The sequence below is a fragment of the Flavobacterium sp. KACC 22761 genome (genome assembly GCF_034058155.1).
Classification (GTDB): domain Bacteria; phylum Bacteroidota; class Bacteroidia; order Flavobacteriales; family Flavobacteriaceae; genus Flavobacterium.
The window spans coordinates 1,001,784-1,017,589 of sequence record NZ_CP139148.1 but is presented as its reverse complement, the minus strand read 5'-3'; the positions used below and the strand labels follow the sequence as shown (position 1 = coordinate 1,017,589).

15 protein-coding genes are annotated in these 15,806 nt (G+C 34.0%); 8 read left to right on the top strand and 7 right to left on the bottom strand.

Going from position 1 to position 15,806, the window contains the following annotated elements:
- Nucleotides 1-21: 21 nt before the first annotated feature.
- The 4 genes from SCB73_RS04535 (at nucleotide 22) to SCB73_RS04520 (ending at nucleotide 2,861) form a co-directional block, all read left to right on the top strand.
- Entirely contained in the window at nucleotides 22-525 is a 504-nt protein-coding gene (locus SCB73_RS04535) for an endonuclease V (protein WP_320568927.1), read from the top strand.
- Nucleotides 526-549: 24 nt separating this feature from the next.
- Complete coding sequence (locus SCB73_RS04530) at nucleotides 550-1,314, top strand: helix-turn-helix domain-containing protein (RefSeq protein WP_320568926.1); 765 nt, start codon at nucleotides 550-552, stop codon at nucleotides 1,312-1,314.
- 60 nt (nucleotides 1,315-1,374) lie between these two features.
- A complete protein-coding gene (locus SCB73_RS04525; RefSeq protein ID WP_320568925.1) occupies nucleotides 1,375-2,505 on the top strand; it encodes an FAD-dependent oxidoreductase in 1,131 nt (376 codons plus the stop codon).
- A 107-nt stretch (nucleotides 2,506-2,612) separates the two neighbouring features.
- Entirely contained in the window at nucleotides 2,613-2,861 is a 249-nt protein-coding gene (locus tag SCB73_RS04520; RefSeq protein WP_320568924.1) for a hypothetical protein, read from the top strand.
- 158 nt (nucleotides 2,862-3,019) lie between these two features.
- On the opposite strand, the gene SCB73_RS04515 is transcribed toward SCB73_RS04520, so the two are convergent.
- From SCB73_RS04515 to SCB73_RS04485, 7 genes are all read right to left on the bottom strand, one after another.
- Nucleotides 3,020-3,346 carry a DMT family transporter gene (locus SCB73_RS04515; RefSeq protein WP_111376437.1) on the bottom strand — a complete coding sequence of 109 codons (327 nt, stop codon included), beginning with the start codon at nucleotides 3,344-3,346 and terminating at the stop codon, nucleotides 3,020-3,022.
- A 72-nt stretch (nucleotides 3,347-3,418) separates the two neighbouring features.
- A complete protein-coding gene (locus tag SCB73_RS04510) occupies nucleotides 3,419-3,979 on the bottom strand; it encodes a Crp/Fnr family transcriptional regulator (protein ID WP_320568923.1) in 561 nt (186 codons plus the stop codon).
- Between the two features lie 154 nt (nucleotides 3,980-4,133).
- The gene (locus SCB73_RS04505; RefSeq protein ID WP_320568922.1) at nucleotides 4,134-5,624 is read right to left on the bottom strand and encodes a TolC family protein; all 1,491 of its coding nucleotides are present in this window, start codon (nucleotides 5,622-5,624) and stop codon (nucleotides 4,134-4,136) included.
- Nucleotides 5,625-5,854: 230 nt separating this feature from the next.
- Nucleotides 5,855-8,971: an efflux RND transporter permease subunit gene (locus SCB73_RS04500; RefSeq protein WP_320568921.1), complete on the bottom strand. Its 3,117-nt coding sequence runs from the start codon at nucleotides 8,969-8,971 to the stop codon at nucleotides 5,855-5,857.
- 50 nt (nucleotides 8,972-9,021) lie between these two features.
- Entirely contained in the window at nucleotides 9,022-10,116 is a 1,095-nt protein-coding gene (locus tag SCB73_RS04495; RefSeq protein WP_320568920.1) for an efflux RND transporter periplasmic adaptor subunit, read from the bottom strand.
- A 222-nt stretch (nucleotides 10,117-10,338) separates the two neighbouring features.
- Nucleotides 10,339-10,695 (bottom strand): hypothetical protein, encoded by a 357-nt coding sequence (locus SCB73_RS04490; RefSeq protein WP_320568919.1) that lies wholly within the window; start codon nucleotides 10,693-10,695, stop codon nucleotides 10,339-10,341.
- Between the two features lie 290 nt (nucleotides 10,696-10,985).
- A complete protein-coding gene (locus SCB73_RS04485; RefSeq protein ID WP_320568918.1) occupies nucleotides 10,986-11,381 on the bottom strand; it encodes a VOC family protein in 396 nt (131 codons plus the stop codon).
- Between the two features lie 125 nt (nucleotides 11,382-11,506).
- Here SCB73_RS04485 and SCB73_RS04480 point away from each other — a divergent pair, with 125 nt between their 5' ends.
- The 4 genes from SCB73_RS04480 (at nucleotide 11,507) to SCB73_RS04465 (ending at nucleotide 15,783) form a co-directional block, all read left to right on the top strand.
- The gene (locus tag SCB73_RS04480) at nucleotides 11,507-12,949 is read left to right on the top strand and encodes an FAD-dependent oxidoreductase (RefSeq protein ID WP_320568917.1); all 1,443 of its coding nucleotides are present in this window, start codon (nucleotides 11,507-11,509) and stop codon (nucleotides 12,947-12,949) included.
- A 207-nt stretch (nucleotides 12,950-13,156) separates the two neighbouring features.
- Nucleotides 13,157-14,215 (top strand): serine hydrolase domain-containing protein, encoded by a 1,059-nt coding sequence (locus SCB73_RS04475; protein WP_320568916.1) that lies wholly within the window; start codon nucleotides 13,157-13,159, stop codon nucleotides 14,213-14,215.
- Nucleotides 14,216-14,387: 172 nt separating this feature from the next.
- Nucleotides 14,388-15,008, top strand: coding sequence for a hypothetical protein (locus SCB73_RS04470; protein WP_320568915.1), 621 nt, complete (start codon nucleotides 14,388-14,390; stop codon nucleotides 15,006-15,008).
- 52 nt (nucleotides 15,009-15,060) lie between these two features.
- Entirely contained in the window at nucleotides 15,061-15,783 is a 723-nt protein-coding gene (locus SCB73_RS04465; protein WP_320568914.1) for a hypothetical protein, read from the top strand.
- Nucleotides 15,784-15,806: the final 23 nt, after the last annotated feature.

The following is a 15,806-nucleotide window of genomic DNA, read 5'->3' as shown; positions in this document are numbered from 1 at the left end:
CATAAAACATCTTTTCAAATCATGATATTAGCCTTCGATACTTATTATTACGACAATAAAGCCAAAACAGTCTGCTTAGAATTTACAGAATGGAATCAAGAAAAAGATTTTAAAGTTCATACCGAAATTATTGATAATGTCTCAGAATATATTCCCGGCGAATTTTATAAAAGAGAATTGCCTTGTATTTTGAGCCTATTAAATAACATTGATTTAAAATCAGTTTCTGTAATTATTGTTGATGGTTTTGTATATTTAGATGACAATAAAAAATATGGTTTAGGTGGCCATTTATATGAAAAGCTAGATAAGAAAATTCCAATTATTGGCGTTGCCAAAACCAATTTTGCGAGCATTGAAAAAGATAAAAAACCGTTGTTTAGAGGCGACAGTAAAAAACCTTTATATGTAACTTCTATTGGAATTGATTTGGAAGATGCTTTTCAGAAAATTGAAAGCATGGCCGGCGAATTTCGAATTCCGACTTTATTGAAAGAAATGGATCGTTTGACAAAGGAAATATAAATTGAATTCAATTGCAGCGCGAAGATGAAAATGACAATCCAATCCTTTTTACCCGAAGATTCTATTTCGCATTTTGTTCACAGCTTTTGGATGGTGGAAAATAAATCGGGAAAGGATATTCCTGGGACGATTCTTCCAAACGGAATGGTGGATATGACGCTCATGAAAATGAATTCAGAAGATTGGGAAATGTCAATTCGCGGATTGGATACAGTTACAAGTCAGGTGAATATTGCTAAAGATGCCAAAATATTTTCTGTTGGATTCAAACTTTTAGCAGTAGAATATTTATTTGGAGATTCTGTCAAAGATGTTTTGAATGGAGGAAAAACGATTCCGAACGACTTTTGGCAATTTGAAGAATTTGATACGGAAACCTTAGAAAATTTTCAGAAAAAAGTAACGCAGAAGATCAATTCGATTGCCATAAAACCAATTGATGACAGAAAGAAAAAACTGTTTGAATTGATTTATGCTTCGCACGGAACAATTACAGTCAAAGAACTTTCTGAAAAAGTGTTTTGGAGCAGTCGCCAAATCAACCGTTATTTTAATCAGCAATTCGGAATTTCGCTTAAAGAATATTGTAAAATTTTGCGTTTTGGATCTTCGTTTAAAGATTTAAGTGAAGGCAAACTTTATCCTGAATTAAATTTCACCGATCAAAATCATTTTATCAAAGAAATTAAAAAATACTCCGGCGTTACGCCAAAAGAACTCAGCAAAAATACCGATGAACGTTTCATGGATATTTTGGCGATTAAAAAACTGCCTCCACAAAACGACTGATTTTTACTATTTCAGCAACTGCTTTCTTCGCAATTTTGTATCACATTAAACGATACAAATATGTTACTTCAAAATAAAAAAATAGCCATTATTGGCGCTGGGCCAGTTGGTTTGACAATGGCAATATTATTACAACAGAAAGGAATCGATGTTTCAGTTTACGAAAGAGACAAAGATGCACAAACCAGAATTTGGGGCGGAACTTTAGATTTACATAAAGGTTCGGGACAAGATGCAATGAAAAAAGCAGGATTGTTAGAACAGTATTTTGAACTCGCAATTCCAATGGGAAGAACTATTGCTGATGAAAAAGGAAATGTTTTATATGTTCAAAAAACAACTCCGGAAGAAGCTCAAGATAATCCAGAAATCAACAGAAATGATTTAAGAACTTTATTGTTAGAAAGTTTAAAAGAAAACACAGTTATCTGGAACAGCAAAGTAAATGAACTTGAAGTAAAAGATGGAAAATGGATTTTGTATTTCGAAAATAATGAAACTGCAACCGCAGATTTTATTATTGGTGCAAATGGCGGAATGTCTGCAATTAGAAAATATATTACGGATGCTGCAGTTGAAGAAACTGGAACTTATATGATTCAGGGTGAAGTTTTGGAAGCTGAAATAAAATGCAAAGATTTTCTGGAATTATGCTGTGATAACATTTTGATGTCGGCTTTTGATGGAAATTTATTGGTCGCAAATCCAAAGAATAAAGATTTGTTGAGCTATAATGTCATTTTTAAAACGCCTGAAGAATGGATTTCAGGAAATGAATTAAATTTTAAAGAAGCTGAGAATATAAGTTCATTTCTGATAAATCGCTTTTCAGATTGGAATGAAACATATAAAGAATTGTTTCGTGCCACATCATTTTTTGTTGGATTGCCAACGCGAAAAATTTCATTAGAAAAAGAATGGAAAAACAATCGCATTTTGCCCATAACGCTTATTGGCGACGCGGCGCATTTAATGCCTCCTTTTGCCGGACAAGGTGCAAATATTGGATTAGTTGACGCAGTGATTTTGGCAAAAAATCTTTTAGATGGAAAATTTGAAAGTATTGAAACCGCAATTGAAGATTATGAAAAACAAATGTTTAGTTATGCCAAGGAAGCTCAGGAACAAACAAGAATTAATGAATTGATAATGCGTGAACCTGATTTTTCTTTTATGAAATTTATCAATTAAACTTTTGAGATTGTCATAAATTTTGAACCTATTGTATTCATTTTTAGTTTGAATGTTATTTGTTTATGAAATAAAAAAGTAATTTTAGCATACTAAAAAACAAATTTATGGCTACCAAAAAACTAGAAGAAATGAGCAACGAAGAATTGCTTAAGAATGAAAAACTAATAAAAATGATACTTTATATGCTGATATTTTTTGCCCTGATCTTGCTTGCGGCGGGAATTTGGCTCACGATCGTACAACATAAATTTAGTGCTTTAACAGTTATTCCGCTATCATTAGGAATAATCGCATTAGCAAATGCAAACAATTTAAAGACTTTGCAGAAAGAGAAAAAAAGCAGAGGATTGTAAAAAATATTCTCTAAAACAAAGAAACTGCTTAAGAAATTAAGGAGTTTTTTGTTTTTATAGCTTTATTGGAAATTTCTAAGAACTAATTTCAGGTTTCAAGATTCACGTTAAGTTGAGAAACCTGAAACTTGAAACCTGAAACAAAAAAATATATATTTTTAGTGAGAAACCGCTTTTAAACCAACAATAGAACCAACCAAAGTTGCTAAAAAGAATAATCTCCAGAAAGCCGCTGGTTCTTTAAAAATAAAGATTCCAACCAATACAGTTCCTACTGCGCCAATTCCTGTCCAAACTGCATAAGCAGTTCCTAGAGGAAGCGTTTCTGTAGCTTTCATTAATAACAGCATACTTATCGTTAAAGATATGAAGAAGCCAATATACCAATAGTACATTTCTGTTCCAGTTGTTGCTTTTGCTTTTCCGAGACATGATGCGAAGGCTACTTCAAATAGACCTGCAATGATTAAAATAATCCAGTTCATATAGTTAAATTTTGAGGTGCAAAGTTCCTTCATGAAATGCAGAAAAAATTTAACAAATGATAAAAAATGAAGTTATTTTAATTCTGCTCGAATTCTGCTTAAACTGACTTGAGTAATTCCTAAATATGAAGCAATATGTCCTAATTGTACTCTTTGCAATAATTCAGGATGATCTTTCATTAATTCTAAATATCTTTCAGAGGCATTTTTGAATTGCTTCGAAATCAATCTTTCTTCGGTTTTGATCAATTCCTTTTCAGCGAATTTCCGACCCCAGTTTGCTATATGAACATCTTCATTAAAGAGTTTTCTAAGATTTTCTGTTTTGAGTTCGTACAATTCACAATCTTCCAGAAGTTCAATATTTTCATATCCGGGTTGATCTTCTACATAACTTTTCATTGAAATTACGGTTTCGCCTTCTTTTCCAAACCAAAATGTGACTTCATTGTCTCTTTCTACAAAAGCTCTTACCAATCCTTTTTTTATAAAATAAATATTAGATTCTATTTTGTTTGCTTTAAATAAAATATGTCCTTTCGGGAAAGCAATTTCGGAGACATTGCGCTGCAAAGCCAATTTTGACTGCTCGGGAAGTTTGTAAATAATATCAAGGATTTTGAAAATATCCATCAATGGAATTTTAGTATTTTAGAATAAAGGTAAAAAGTAAACGGGAAATGAGCTGCATTTTAATAAAAAAATCCCATTTCAAATTGAAATGGGATATAAAATGCCTCTGCGATGAGCTATTATAAACAGAAGCAATTTTTGACCAAAAATTAAACTAATTTATTCCCCCACCTAAAGCTTTGTACAGCAATACTTGTGAGTTTGCATTTCGAAGTTGGATATCAACAAAATCCAATTCGGCTTGCAATTTATTTTTTTGTGCATTGATGATTTCCAGATAATTGGCATAACCACTCAAATACAAATCGTTTGAGACATTTACGGCAATTTCGAGATGATCAATTTCGTTCAATTTATATTTTAAAACATCTTCATAAGCTTCATTTCTATGCAGTAAAGAGCTTAACTCGTTGAAAGCTGTTGTGACTGCATTTTGATATTGAAGAAATGAGATTTCTTGTCTTCTATTCGAAACATAAAATTCCTGTTTGATTTGTCCTTTATTGAAAACAGGAGCGGTTAATCCGCCCAGTAATTGCCAAGCGAAAGAACCTGCATCAAAAAAAGTGTTGAACGAAAACGAATTAAAACCGGCATAACCGCCCAGATTTACAGTCGGGAAAAAGGCAGCACGAGCTGATTTTGCATCGGCATTGCTTGCTAATAATTCGAAATAGGCTTCAGATACATCGGGTCTTTTATGAATAATAGAATCTACGCTGATTTTTTGGTTTAAAACCTCTAGATGTCCTGCTAGAAAATCGCTGCTTCGGTCAACTTTTCCGCCATATTCACCCAAAAGAGTCAACAAAGCTTTTTCAGTTTGATCGATGCTTAATTTTAGTTCTGAAGCTTCGGCGTGAATATTATTGTTTTGCGCATTAAACTGTTGCACAGCCAATTCTGTCGCTTTCCCGACAGATCTTTGTGCTGAAACAATATCCAATGCTTTTTCCTGCGTTTTCAAGTTGTTGTCGTAAATCGCGGCTTGTTTGTCTAAAGCGATTAATTTGAAATACAAGTCTGCTACATCACTTAAAAGACGAGTTTGTAATAGACGCATTCCTTGTTGAGAAGCAAAAAATCGCTGTTGAGCGGCTTTTTTACGATTGCTCAGTTTTCCCCAGATATCAGCTTCCCAAGAAACTTTTGCTCCCAGAAAAAAGTTAGGAGAAACATTCTCGTTGATTTTTTGTTTGTCTGTAATATTTTGAGAGAAGTTAGTATCGTAATTACCAACACCTTCCATCGTATATTTTCCGAAATGTGTTCCCGAAACATCGGCAACCAAATCTAAAGAGGGAAGAAGCGCCAGTTTCGCCACTTTTAAATGTGAATTGGCAATCAAGATTCTTTCCTGCATGATTAAATAGTCAGGATTTTTGGCAATTGCTTTTTTTAGTAATTCCTCTAATTTAGGATCTTTAAAAAAGGTTTCTGTTTTTAATGGAATAAAAGTTTCGTTTGATGCTTCTTTTCTTTGGGTATCAAAATTTTCTGGAAGTTTTGCAGCGTCTAGTTTTGTACTGACTTTTGGTGCAGAACAAGCTGTCAAAAGTAAAATTCCCGTAATTACAACGGCACTTTTGGTTGTCCTTAGAAAATGCATATCAGCATTTTTATAGTGATTTAATATTTCTTTCATTGTTTAATTTTATTTGTTCAATCTGTTTTTTTAACACATAGAAACATAGATTTTTATTATCAAAAGGAAATTGAAAGAAACTAGTTTCTAACACATAGCTGAATGAACATAGTCCAAAGTTTCAACTTTGGGATTTGCTGATTGTCATACAGCTATGTTTATTTAAGCTAATTGAAACGCCTTTCCACGCTTTCCAAATCCTATGATTCTATGTGTTTAAAAATTACGCATTAAGATTTGCTCATTCGTTTTTCCAATTTTGCAAATAATATGTAAAGTCCAGGAATGATTAAAAGACCAAACACAGTTCCGATTAACATTCCGCCCGCAGCAGCTGTACCAATCGAACGGTTACCAATTGCACCCGCACCAGAAGCGATACACAACGGAATCAATCCTGAAATAAAAGCAAATGAAGTCATCAAAATTGGACGGAAACGAAGTCTTGCTCCTTCAATCGCCGATTCGACAATATCACGTCCGAGTTTATTTTGTGCCATCGCAAATTCTACAATCAGAATGGCGTTTTTGGCGAGCAGACCAATTAGCATGACAAGTGCTACTTGGGCATAAATATTATTGTCCAGTCCGACCATTACAAGCGCGATGTAAGAACCGAAAACCCCAACAGGAAGACTTAATAATACTGGAAACGGAAGCAGTAAACTTTCGTATTGTGCAGCCAATAATAAGTAGACAAAAAGTATACAAAGCGCAAAAATGTAGATCGTTTGGTTTCCTGATAGAATCTCTTCGCGCGTCATGCCCGACCATTCTAATTCAAAACGGCTTGGTAATTTTTCTGTTGCAATTTTTTCGACAGCTGCAATGGCATCTCCAGAGCTGTAACCTTCGGCAGGTTCACCATTAATCATGGCTGACATATACATGTTATAACGCGTTAAAACCTCAGGCCCATAAACTCTTTCTAATTTAATGAAAGTTGAAAATGGAACCATTTCACCAGCCTCATTCTTCAGATACATATCCAAAATACTTTCAGGATTTTGACGGAATTGCGGACTTGCTTGAACCATTACTTTATACATTTGAGAGAAACGGATAAAATTGGTGGCATAAAATGAACCCAACATAGTCTGTAAAGTCGACATGGCATTGTCAACCGAAATGCCTTTTTTAGCGGCAAGATCATAATCAATATGAATTAAATACTGTGGGAAAGTAGCATCAAAACTCGAAAATGAGTTCTGAATTTCTGGCGAAGCATTTAATTCTTTGATAAATTCTTTGGTTACTTTATCAGTGTTAGTAATACTTCCTCCAGATTTATCTAGCAAACGAAGCTCAAAACCACTTGTGTTACCAAAACCAGGGACGGTTGGCGGTGCAAAAATCTCGATTTGTGCGTCGGAAATGTTTTTGGTTTTTTCTGTAAGTTCTGCCATGAATTCGGTTACCGAAATATCACGTTCGCTCCAGTCTTTTAAGTTGATCATTCCCATTCCGTACGAAGCTCCAGCGATTTCAGTCACAATACTGTATCCCGCAAGAGTCGTAACGTTGTCAACACCTTTAATTCCTTGTGCAATTTTAGTGACTTCGTCCAAGGCTTTTTCAGTACGTTCAACAGTTGCTCCTTGTGGAGTTGTAACACTCACGTAAACCATACCTTGATCTTCAGTCGGGATAAACCCTGATGCTAAAAAACGGGTTGTTCCCCAAGTTAGAATACAAAACAGCACTAATAAACCAACCGTAACCGTATTACGATCAGCAAATTTTACTAATACTTTGATGTATTTTGAAGTAATATTATCAAACCAATGATTGAATCTATGGAAGAAACGATCTAAAAGCGATTTTTTCTCTTTGTTCGGATCGTGCGCTTTCAGCATAATAGCACAAAGGGCAGGAGTAAGCGTAAGGGCGTTAATACCCGAAATTACAATACTAATTGCCATTGTTAAAGAGAACTGCCTGTAGAAAACCCCAACAGGACCACTCAAGAAAGCAACAGGAATAAATACCGCAGCCATTACAATCGTAATCGCGATAACGGCACCTGTAATTTCTTTCATCGCGCTAATAGTAGCGTCCATTGGCGACATATGTTCTTCGGAGATTTTTACGTGAACGGCCTCGACAACGACAATTGCGTTATCGACCACAATTCCGATGGAAAGTACCAAAGCGAAAAGTGTCAGCAAGTTGATTGAGAATCCCATCATCGACATAAAAGTGAATGAACCAATAAGCGCCACAGGAACTGCCAATACAGGAATCAAAGTCGATCTCCAATCTTGAAGGAAAAGGAAAACTACAAAAGCCACCAAAATAAAGGCTTCAACCAAAGTTCTCAAAACTTCATGAATCGAAGCGTCAAGGAAACGTGAAACGTCGTACGCAATATTAAATTCCATTCCCGGAGGAAAAGAAGAAACTTTCAATTCGGCCATTTTTTCTTTTACACTGGCAATAACTTCAGAAGCGTTTGAACCCGGACGCTGTTTCAACATGATCGATGCCGAAGGTTTTCCGTCGGTTTTAGAAACCATTCCGTAACTCATCGCGCCAAATTCGATTTTCGAAATGTCTTTTAACCTTAAAATAGTTCCGTCTGGATTGGCTCTTAGCGGAATTTCTTCGTATTGTTTTGGTTCAAAGAATTTTCCTCCGTATTTAATTACGTATTGCAGCTGATTGTTCATTTGTCCTGAACCTTCACCCACTTTACCTGGCGCGGCAGAAATGTTTTGTTTTTGAAGTGAATTTATGACTTCATTTGCCGAAATATTATACGAAAGCATCTTTTCTGGATCCAGCCAAACACGCATCGAATATTCTTTTTGTCCCATGATTTCAGCACGTCCGACACCATCAATACGTTTCAATTCCTGAAGAATATTAATGTCCGTAAAGTTGAAGATAAATTGCTCATCCTGAGTTTTGTCGGTACTCGTAATGTTCAAGTACATCAACATACTGTTTACCTCTTTTTCGGTTGTAACTCCGGCACGAATAACCTCTTCAGGAAGTTCATCTAAAATTGTCGTTACACGGTTTTGTACGTTTACGGCAGCCAAATCGGGATCGGTTCCTACTTCAAAGAAAACCTGAATTAAGGTCAAACCATCGTTGGAAGTTACGGTCGACATATAGGTCATTCCCGGAACTCCATTTATGGCTCTTTCTAATGGAAGGGCAACGGCATTGGCCGAAACTTCTGCGTTTGCTCCTGTATATTTTGCTGTAACGGTTACAGACGGTGGTACAATATCTGGGAATTGGGTAATAGGAAGCTGAAACAACGCCAGCAATCCCAGAAGGACTATCATAACCGAGATGATTAATGACAATATTTTCCTCCTGATAAATAACTCTATCATTTTAAATGTTTTAGATAAATAATTAAATAACTGTTTTACAAGTCGATAACCTACATTTGTTTCATGTTGATTTTATCGCCGTCTCTCAATGATTGCGTGCCTTCTTGTACAATCAGGTCGTCGCTTTTTAGACCTTCATTTAAGATGTACACATCATCTAGAGTCGTTTCGATTGTAACATTCGTCATTTTAACTACTCCATCTTTGTTCACGCGGAAAACGTATTGTTTGTCTTGAATAGAGAAAACAGCTTTCTGCGGAATTAAAATTGCATTGGTTTTTGGTTCTGAAATAATCAGTTTTCCAGAAGTTCCATGTTTGATAAATCCTTGCGGATTGTGAAATTTTGCTTTGTATTGAATAGAGCCCGTTTCTCTGTTGATTTCACCATCGGCAGTTCTTAATTCTCCTTTTTGATCGTAAACCATTCCGTTAGGTAAAACCAATTTGATGTCGCCCTGTGTGTTTAGGGTTTTGTCTTCCATCATTTGGAAATAGGTATTCTCAGGAATTGAAAAATACGCATACACATCGTCTAATTGAGAAATAGTGGTCAGCAACGAACCATTTTCAATAAGACTACCTTCTTTGAACGGAATTCTATCTACTGTTCCATCAAAAGGAGCAAGAATTGTGGTAAAGCTAATCTGTTGGTTGATTGCTTTCTTTTCGGCAACTGCGTGTGCTACTTTCGCGGAAGCAGCTTCATATTTCGCTTTAGATAATTCTAATTCTTTGTCTGCAATTACTTTTTTATTGAAAAGGGTCTGAGCCTGTTCTAATTCTACTGTTGCAATTCTTAAATCGGCTTTTGCACTTTTAAAAACGGCTTCGGCCTTAAGTAACTGAATCTGAAGTTCAATGTCGCTGATTTTGAAAAGGATTTGTCCTTTTTTTACTTTTTGTCCTTCGCTAACGTACACTTTTTCCAGTAAACCAGGAATTCGGACGTGGATTTCTACATTGTTTTTAGCATGTACATCCGCCACAAATTTGCTTGAAACTATGGTGTCTTTTAAAGTAATTTTATAAACAGGGACTGTTTTTAGGTTTTTTGAATCCTTTTTTGATTTGTCGCCACACGATGCCAAAATGAATAAAGCAAATGCGCATAAAAGGAATGAATTTTTATAAATACGAATCATTAGGTTTTAATTTTTGAATAAATAGATTTGCTCCCTTGTTGCTTGAATGCAGGGAGTATAAATTTGGAATTGAAAAATAGGAATGTCTTCGGAAGCTTCTCTTTTCAGAAAAGTACCGAGTTAAAGAATGTTTTTACAGCGCGAGTTATTCATTTGCCAAAAGACATGAAAAATTATCCCAGAAATACATCTGAAACTGAAAAAACAACAAAATTTTGCAGTTTAGAAAAGTTGGTACAAATGCAAATAAGTATGCCTTTGAACCTGATATATTGAAGCTATACCATATATTAAGCTTTTTTTGTAAAGCTTGAAGTTTATTAAGTTGCTAAAATACGGAGCCTTGATCGTACTTTGTTGTGAAATAGTCGCTCTGGATTTTATTTTCTTCTTGATGATATAATGAACTTCTAGATTTTTTGAAGAAGAAAAATCAGAAGAGGAAAGTGAGTCGTCTGCCGCAACACTATCCAAGGTAATACAATTAGAAAAAGGAATGGATTGCTGAACCGTTTCGGCGCCTCTGAAAAAAGAGAGCAGCGATAGCAAAACGATATATATGAACTTTACAGGTTTCATTTAAAGCACAGCAGATTTATAAAGTTTTATTCCTTAAATCGAGGATTTATAATTGTTCAAAGTGCGCCAAATATACTAATTTGAAAAATAAGGTTTCTTAATTTTTTTTTAAAACCGACCAGATTTAAATATTTGATAATAATTGAGGTTGTTTTTATGAAAAAGAAAGAGTCAATGCCGTTTATACTTTTTAAAAGACTTGAATAAATATGGATTTATTGCAGATATTGGGAAAGAATATTGCAAAAGCTCCATTATTTCTAATGGAGCTTTTTAATTGAGTGAAGCGTTTACATTCCGGGCCAATATAAAAAATTGAATTTATGTCCGTCAGGATCTGTAAATCCGAAAGTATATCCTTGTTGAAAATTTTCGGGTTCAGAGAATATTTCGGCACCAGCTTTTTTTACGATTTCATACCATTTATCTACATTTTCTCGGCTTTCTGCAGATAAGGAAAAGATGATTTCATTTTCATTTTTAGCGTCGGCCACTTTTCCTCGCATGGCATTGTCAAATCTTTTTGGAATAAAAAAATTGATCACAAAGTTGTTATCTCCATAAGTAAAACTTACCAATTCTTCTGTTTCTTTTCCGTTTTGGCTGAATCCCAGCTCCGAATAAAATTGTATTGTTTTTTGCAAATCATGTGAAACCAAGTTTGCCCATATCATTTTAGTTTTCATAAACTTTAGTTTTTAGAATAGTTAATAAACTAAGTTAAACAAATTAATGGTTTAATACTTTTAATGAAATTGTAAAGTTTTGCCTTAATTTTGTGCGATTGCTAAGATGCAGAAATAAAGGAAAAGTGAAAAACCAAGCAACAAACTGGACAATTTGTAAGGAATGCGAAGGACGAGGCAAAAAAAGCCAGCGGCTTAGCAAAAAAGTACGGCTTCAATACCAATTCGAATTAGAACAATTTGAAAAATCTAATGGAGAAGGCAAAGTTCCTATTCGTCCAAAAGCCCATAAAATTGTATGTTCTATTTGTAACGGAACCGGAATAATTCCGTCTGTTTTTTTTCCTGTGGCTGATGCTGAAAAATATCCTCACATTGCCATTATTGGTGGCGGAATTGGAGGTGTAGCTCTGGCTGTAGCTTGTCTTCATCGTGGTATTCCTTTTACGCTTTACGAACGTGACAACAACTTCGAAGCACGTTCGCAAGGGTACGGACTTACTTTGCAACAAGCCAGCAAAGCGATTGCGGGCTTAGGAATTTTAGATTTAAAAGATGGTGTAGTTTCAACCAGACATTTGGTTCACACGACTGACGGAAAAGTAATTGGCGAATGGGGCGTAAGAAAATGGATTCCAGCCGAAGCTAAAACATTTAAAAAACGTTCCAACATTCATATTGCTAGACAATCCTTGCGTTTGGAACTATTAAACCAACTTGGAGAAAATGAAAATGTAAAATGGGGACATCAATTAATAGATTTTCAACAAAACAACGATCAAAGTTTTACGCTGAATTTTTCGGTAAACGATGAAATAAAAAGCGCAAAAGCTGATATTGTAGTAGGAGCCGATGGCATTCGAAGTTCAGTTCGAAAATTATGGTTTGGCGAAGATATTGCTCCTTTGCGATACTTGGATTGTATTGTGATTTTAGGAATTTGCCCCTTGAGTTCGCTTGAAGGAGTTGAAAGTTCATTATTGGATTCGGCAACAGTATTTCAAACCGCAAATGGAAACGAGCGAATTTACATTATGCCTTTTAAATCAGATTCTGTAATGTGGCAATTAAGTTTCCCGATCTCAGAAAATGAAGCAAAAGATTTAAGTTCAAAAGGAACCAAGGCACTAAAAGAAGAAGCAATTAAGAGAACACAATGGCACGAGCCGATTCCTCAAATTTTAAAGGCAACGCAAGAAGCTCAAATTTCTGGTTATCCTGTTTATGACCGCGAATTGTTCAGTGCCGAAGTATTAAAAAAAGGAGGAAATGTAACGCTAATTGGCGACGCAGCACATCCAATGAGTCCGTTTAAAGGACAAGGCGCCAATCAGGCGTTGTTGGACGCACTTTCATTGGCGCGAGCTATTACAAAAGGTTGCAAATCATTGGCGCATTGGAAAAAAGTAGGATTGCGCGAAAGTGTCTTAACTGAATTTGAAGCCGAAATGCTAAAACGCAGTGCTGTAAAAGTGAAAGATTCTGCTGCTGCAGCACAATTTCTGCATTCTGAAATCGTACTTCGCGAAGGCGATGAACCTAGAGGACGCTGTTTGAAGAAAAAATGATTTTTAAATATTTTTGATAATACTGAAATTTTCATTTAATATAAAATACTGTAAAATAATATTTTGTAATTATTGATACTTGGAGTTGAAAAAAGTCGTACTATTTTTTTTAAAGAAATGAGTACGACTTTTTTTATTCGGTCGCCTAGCTTTTGCTTCTTTCTCAAATTTGTATCGAAATAAATTTCTAACCTAAAACGCGATACAATGAAAACTTCAGTAAAATTTTTAGCTGCACTATTAGTAATAAGCAACTTCTCTTTTGGACAAGACATTCCTAAAAAGATCGATTCTATAATAAAGAATAATTATCAAAAAAATCGAAACGTTGGCATAAGTGTTGGTTTTGTAAAAGATAATGACGAATATTTTACAGCTCATGGCAATTTGAATTCCGAAAGTCAAATTCAAATCAATAAAAATTCGTTATTCGAAATTGCATCGATTACTAAAATTTTAACTTCAAATTTGATTGCGCAAGCCGTTATGGAGAATAAAATAAAAGTAGATGATTATATAGACAATTATCTTCCGAAGGAATATGTTTTGCAGAAAAATCTTCAAAACAAAATAAAAATTTCAGATTTGGCTTCTCATCAATCTGGTTTGCCTGATATCGATTTTGGAAAATTAATACAATTAAATCCGCAACAACCTGTAAGCAATGTAACTCAAGAAACGTTGGCTGAAATAATCAATAATTGCAGTGAACTAAAGGATTATGGTAAATATCGTTACTCTACAATAGGATATACTTTACTTGGGCAAATATTGGAGAAAGTGTATAACAAGAATTATGATCAAATTATTAGAGAAAAAATAATTGTACCGTTAAAAATGAAAAATACATTAACCACAGATTTTAATGTAAAAAATAGTACAACAGCTCACAATCCTGAAGGAGGTATTCAAGAATTCTTTAAATGGAATATTACTGCGCCAGCCGGATTAGTAAAATCAAACGCGGCTGATATGGTTACCTATTTAAAAGCCGTTTTAAATAATAAAACCTTGATAGGTAAAGCTGCAATTATTACTGAAGAGGTTTTTTATAAAGATGAAAAAAGAGAAATGGGCTTAGGTACAAATATTGTTACCGATGATAAAAACACCATTTATATGAAATCTGGCGATTCAATGGGGCAATCTTCAATTATCTGTTACAACCGAGCTAAAAATTGGGGTATAATTATATTGTTAGACCAAAGAAATTCAAAAATGAGACAAGATTTGTTGAATACAATTTATGATACTGTTTTGAAGTAAATAAAAAACCTCCTTAAGAAATTAAGGAGTTGTTTTTTTTAGATGATTTAAAGGAAAAATTCGACGAAATCAGACTGAAATTTATTCGATTTCAGTTTTCATTACGTTGATAGATAATAGAATCTATATTCTTATATTCGCTTTAACAAGTACTAAATTATAGCACAATTTAATGAACGATAAAATAACTTTTCCAATTGTAATTGATCCAATCCCAACAAATAAGGAACGTTTTTTAGGTTTGCTTTTAATTGCTTTTATTTTCATTCCTTTTATTTATGGTGTTTTTACCAGCCAAGGAGTGTATTGTTTAAGTTTGCCAGTCGGCATTTTTGGAATAATGACATTTCATCTTTTTACAGATGAAAAGTTTACGACATCAAAAATAATTCAAAGAAATAAATTTATATCTTTTGATGAAAACGGATTGGAAATCTTCGAAAATGATGAATCTGTTTTCTATCATTGGAATGAATTGGAAAAAATAGAAATAAATTTAATTGCGTTTAAAGGGAAATGGAAAGATGAAGATGGGAGATATGACGGAATCGAAAATTATATTGCATTTGCTTTTCAAAATGTAAATCTGAAATATCTTTTTTATGTTGACAAGCCTAAAGAATTCAATTTTTTATGGGATTATCTTGAAAAAATAATTTTACCAAAATTATATGAATCCAAAATAATTAAAGATGAAAGTATAATTATATCGCAATTAGATTATGCAGCATTACAGAGATTTAAAACAAAATACAATATTAATAGGTATACTGATTTTATATATTTCAATTAAAAATGGATTAATTTTTGCACTATAAGTATAAACCTTTCGAGAAACGAGCAATATGAAACTTTCAAAATACCTACTTTTTGTTTTTATCGCTTTGACAAGTCTGCAGACAAAAGCACAAAACGTCACAGAACTAAATTGGACAGGAACTTTAAACAATAAAATACCAATTTCTTTATCGTACTCGATTTCTAACGGAATAATTACTGGAGAAATCATATATCTTAATACAAAAAACAAAACTCCAATTAAAGTGATTGGAACCGTGGAAGATGATAAAAGCTATAGAATTCTAGAATTTGAAAAAAGCGGAAATATTTCTGGAATCATCACCGGAAAACCAACAGAAACTGAATTTGTTGGAGATTGGTTTTCGCCAAAATCAAGGAAATCTTTAAGCCTGAAATTAGCAAATCCGATTAAGAAACAAAAAATGCTTTCTCAAAATGCTTTTATAACGACTGCTGATTACCATTATGGCTACAGCGAAAAAGGATCGCAAGGCGATTTTCAGATTGAAAAGCTTAAAAATGGCAAATTCCGATTTAGTATTTTTTCAGTAACAAGCGATCCAGCTCGAAATATTGCTAATATTGATGAAACTGAAGTCAATATTACCAGAAACAGTTTTGTTTACAGTCTTCCCGAAGAAAAACGCAATCAATTTAAAGTGACTTTCTATCCTGAATTTGAAGTTGTAAAATACACAAAAGGAGATTTTGAAGGACAATTTGGGCACAATGCAACTATTGAAGGAATTTATTTGAAGGTTAAATAATAGTAGAGATTTTGAATTTTGAT

What these genes read in the sequence shown, in the direction of transcription:
- SCB73_RS04485 (WP_320568918.1), bottom strand. Translation starts at nt 11,381, where the DNA reads ATGAAAACTAAAATGATATGGGCAAACTTGGTTTCACATGATTTGCAA.
- SCB73_RS04515 (WP_111376437.1), bottom strand. Translation starts at nt 3,346, where the DNA reads ATGAACTGGATTATTTTAATCATTGCAGGTCTATTTGAAGTAGCCTTC.
- SCB73_RS04475 (WP_320568916.1), top strand. Translation starts at nt 13,157, where the DNA reads ATGAAAACTTCAGTAAAATTTTTAGCTGCACTATTAGTAATAAGCAAC.
- SCB73_RS04500 (WP_320568921.1), bottom strand. Translation starts at nt 8,971, where the DNA reads ATGATAGAGTTATTTATCAGGAGGAAAATATTGTCATTAATCATCTCG.
- SCB73_RS04490 (WP_320568919.1), bottom strand. Translation starts at nt 10,695, where the DNA reads ATGAAACCTGTAAAGTTCATATATATCGTTTTGCTATCGCTGCTCTCT.
- SCB73_RS04520 (WP_320568924.1), top strand. Translation starts at nt 2,613, where the DNA reads ATGGCTACCAAAAAACTAGAAGAAATGAGCAACGAAGAATTGCTTAAG.
- SCB73_RS04510 (WP_320568923.1), bottom strand. Translation starts at nt 3,979, where the DNA reads ATGGATATTTTCAAAATCCTTGATATTATTTACAAACTTCCCGAGCAG.
- SCB73_RS04495 (WP_320568920.1), bottom strand. Translation starts at nt 10,116, where the DNA reads ATGATTCGTATTTATAAAAATTCATTCCTTTTATGCGCATTTGCTTTA.
- SCB73_RS04505 (WP_320568922.1), bottom strand. Translation starts at nt 5,624, where the DNA reads ATGAAAGAAATATTAAATCACTATAAAAATGCTGATATGCATTTTCTA.
- SCB73_RS04525 (WP_320568925.1), top strand. Translation starts at nt 1,375, where the DNA reads ATGTTACTTCAAAATAAAAAAATAGCCATTATTGGCGCTGGGCCAGTT.
- SCB73_RS04535 (WP_320568927.1), top strand. Translation starts at nt 22, where the DNA reads ATGATATTAGCCTTCGATACTTATTATTACGACAATAAAGCCAAAACA.
- SCB73_RS04530 (WP_320568926.1), top strand. Translation starts at nt 550, where the DNA reads ATGAAAATGACAATCCAATCCTTTTTACCCGAAGATTCTATTTCGCAT.
- SCB73_RS04465 (WP_320568914.1), top strand. Translation starts at nt 15,061, where the DNA reads ATGAAACTTTCAAAATACCTACTTTTTGTTTTTATCGCTTTGACAAGT.
- SCB73_RS04470 (WP_320568915.1), top strand. Translation starts at nt 14,388, where the DNA reads ATGAACGATAAAATAACTTTTCCAATTGTAATTGATCCAATCCCAACA.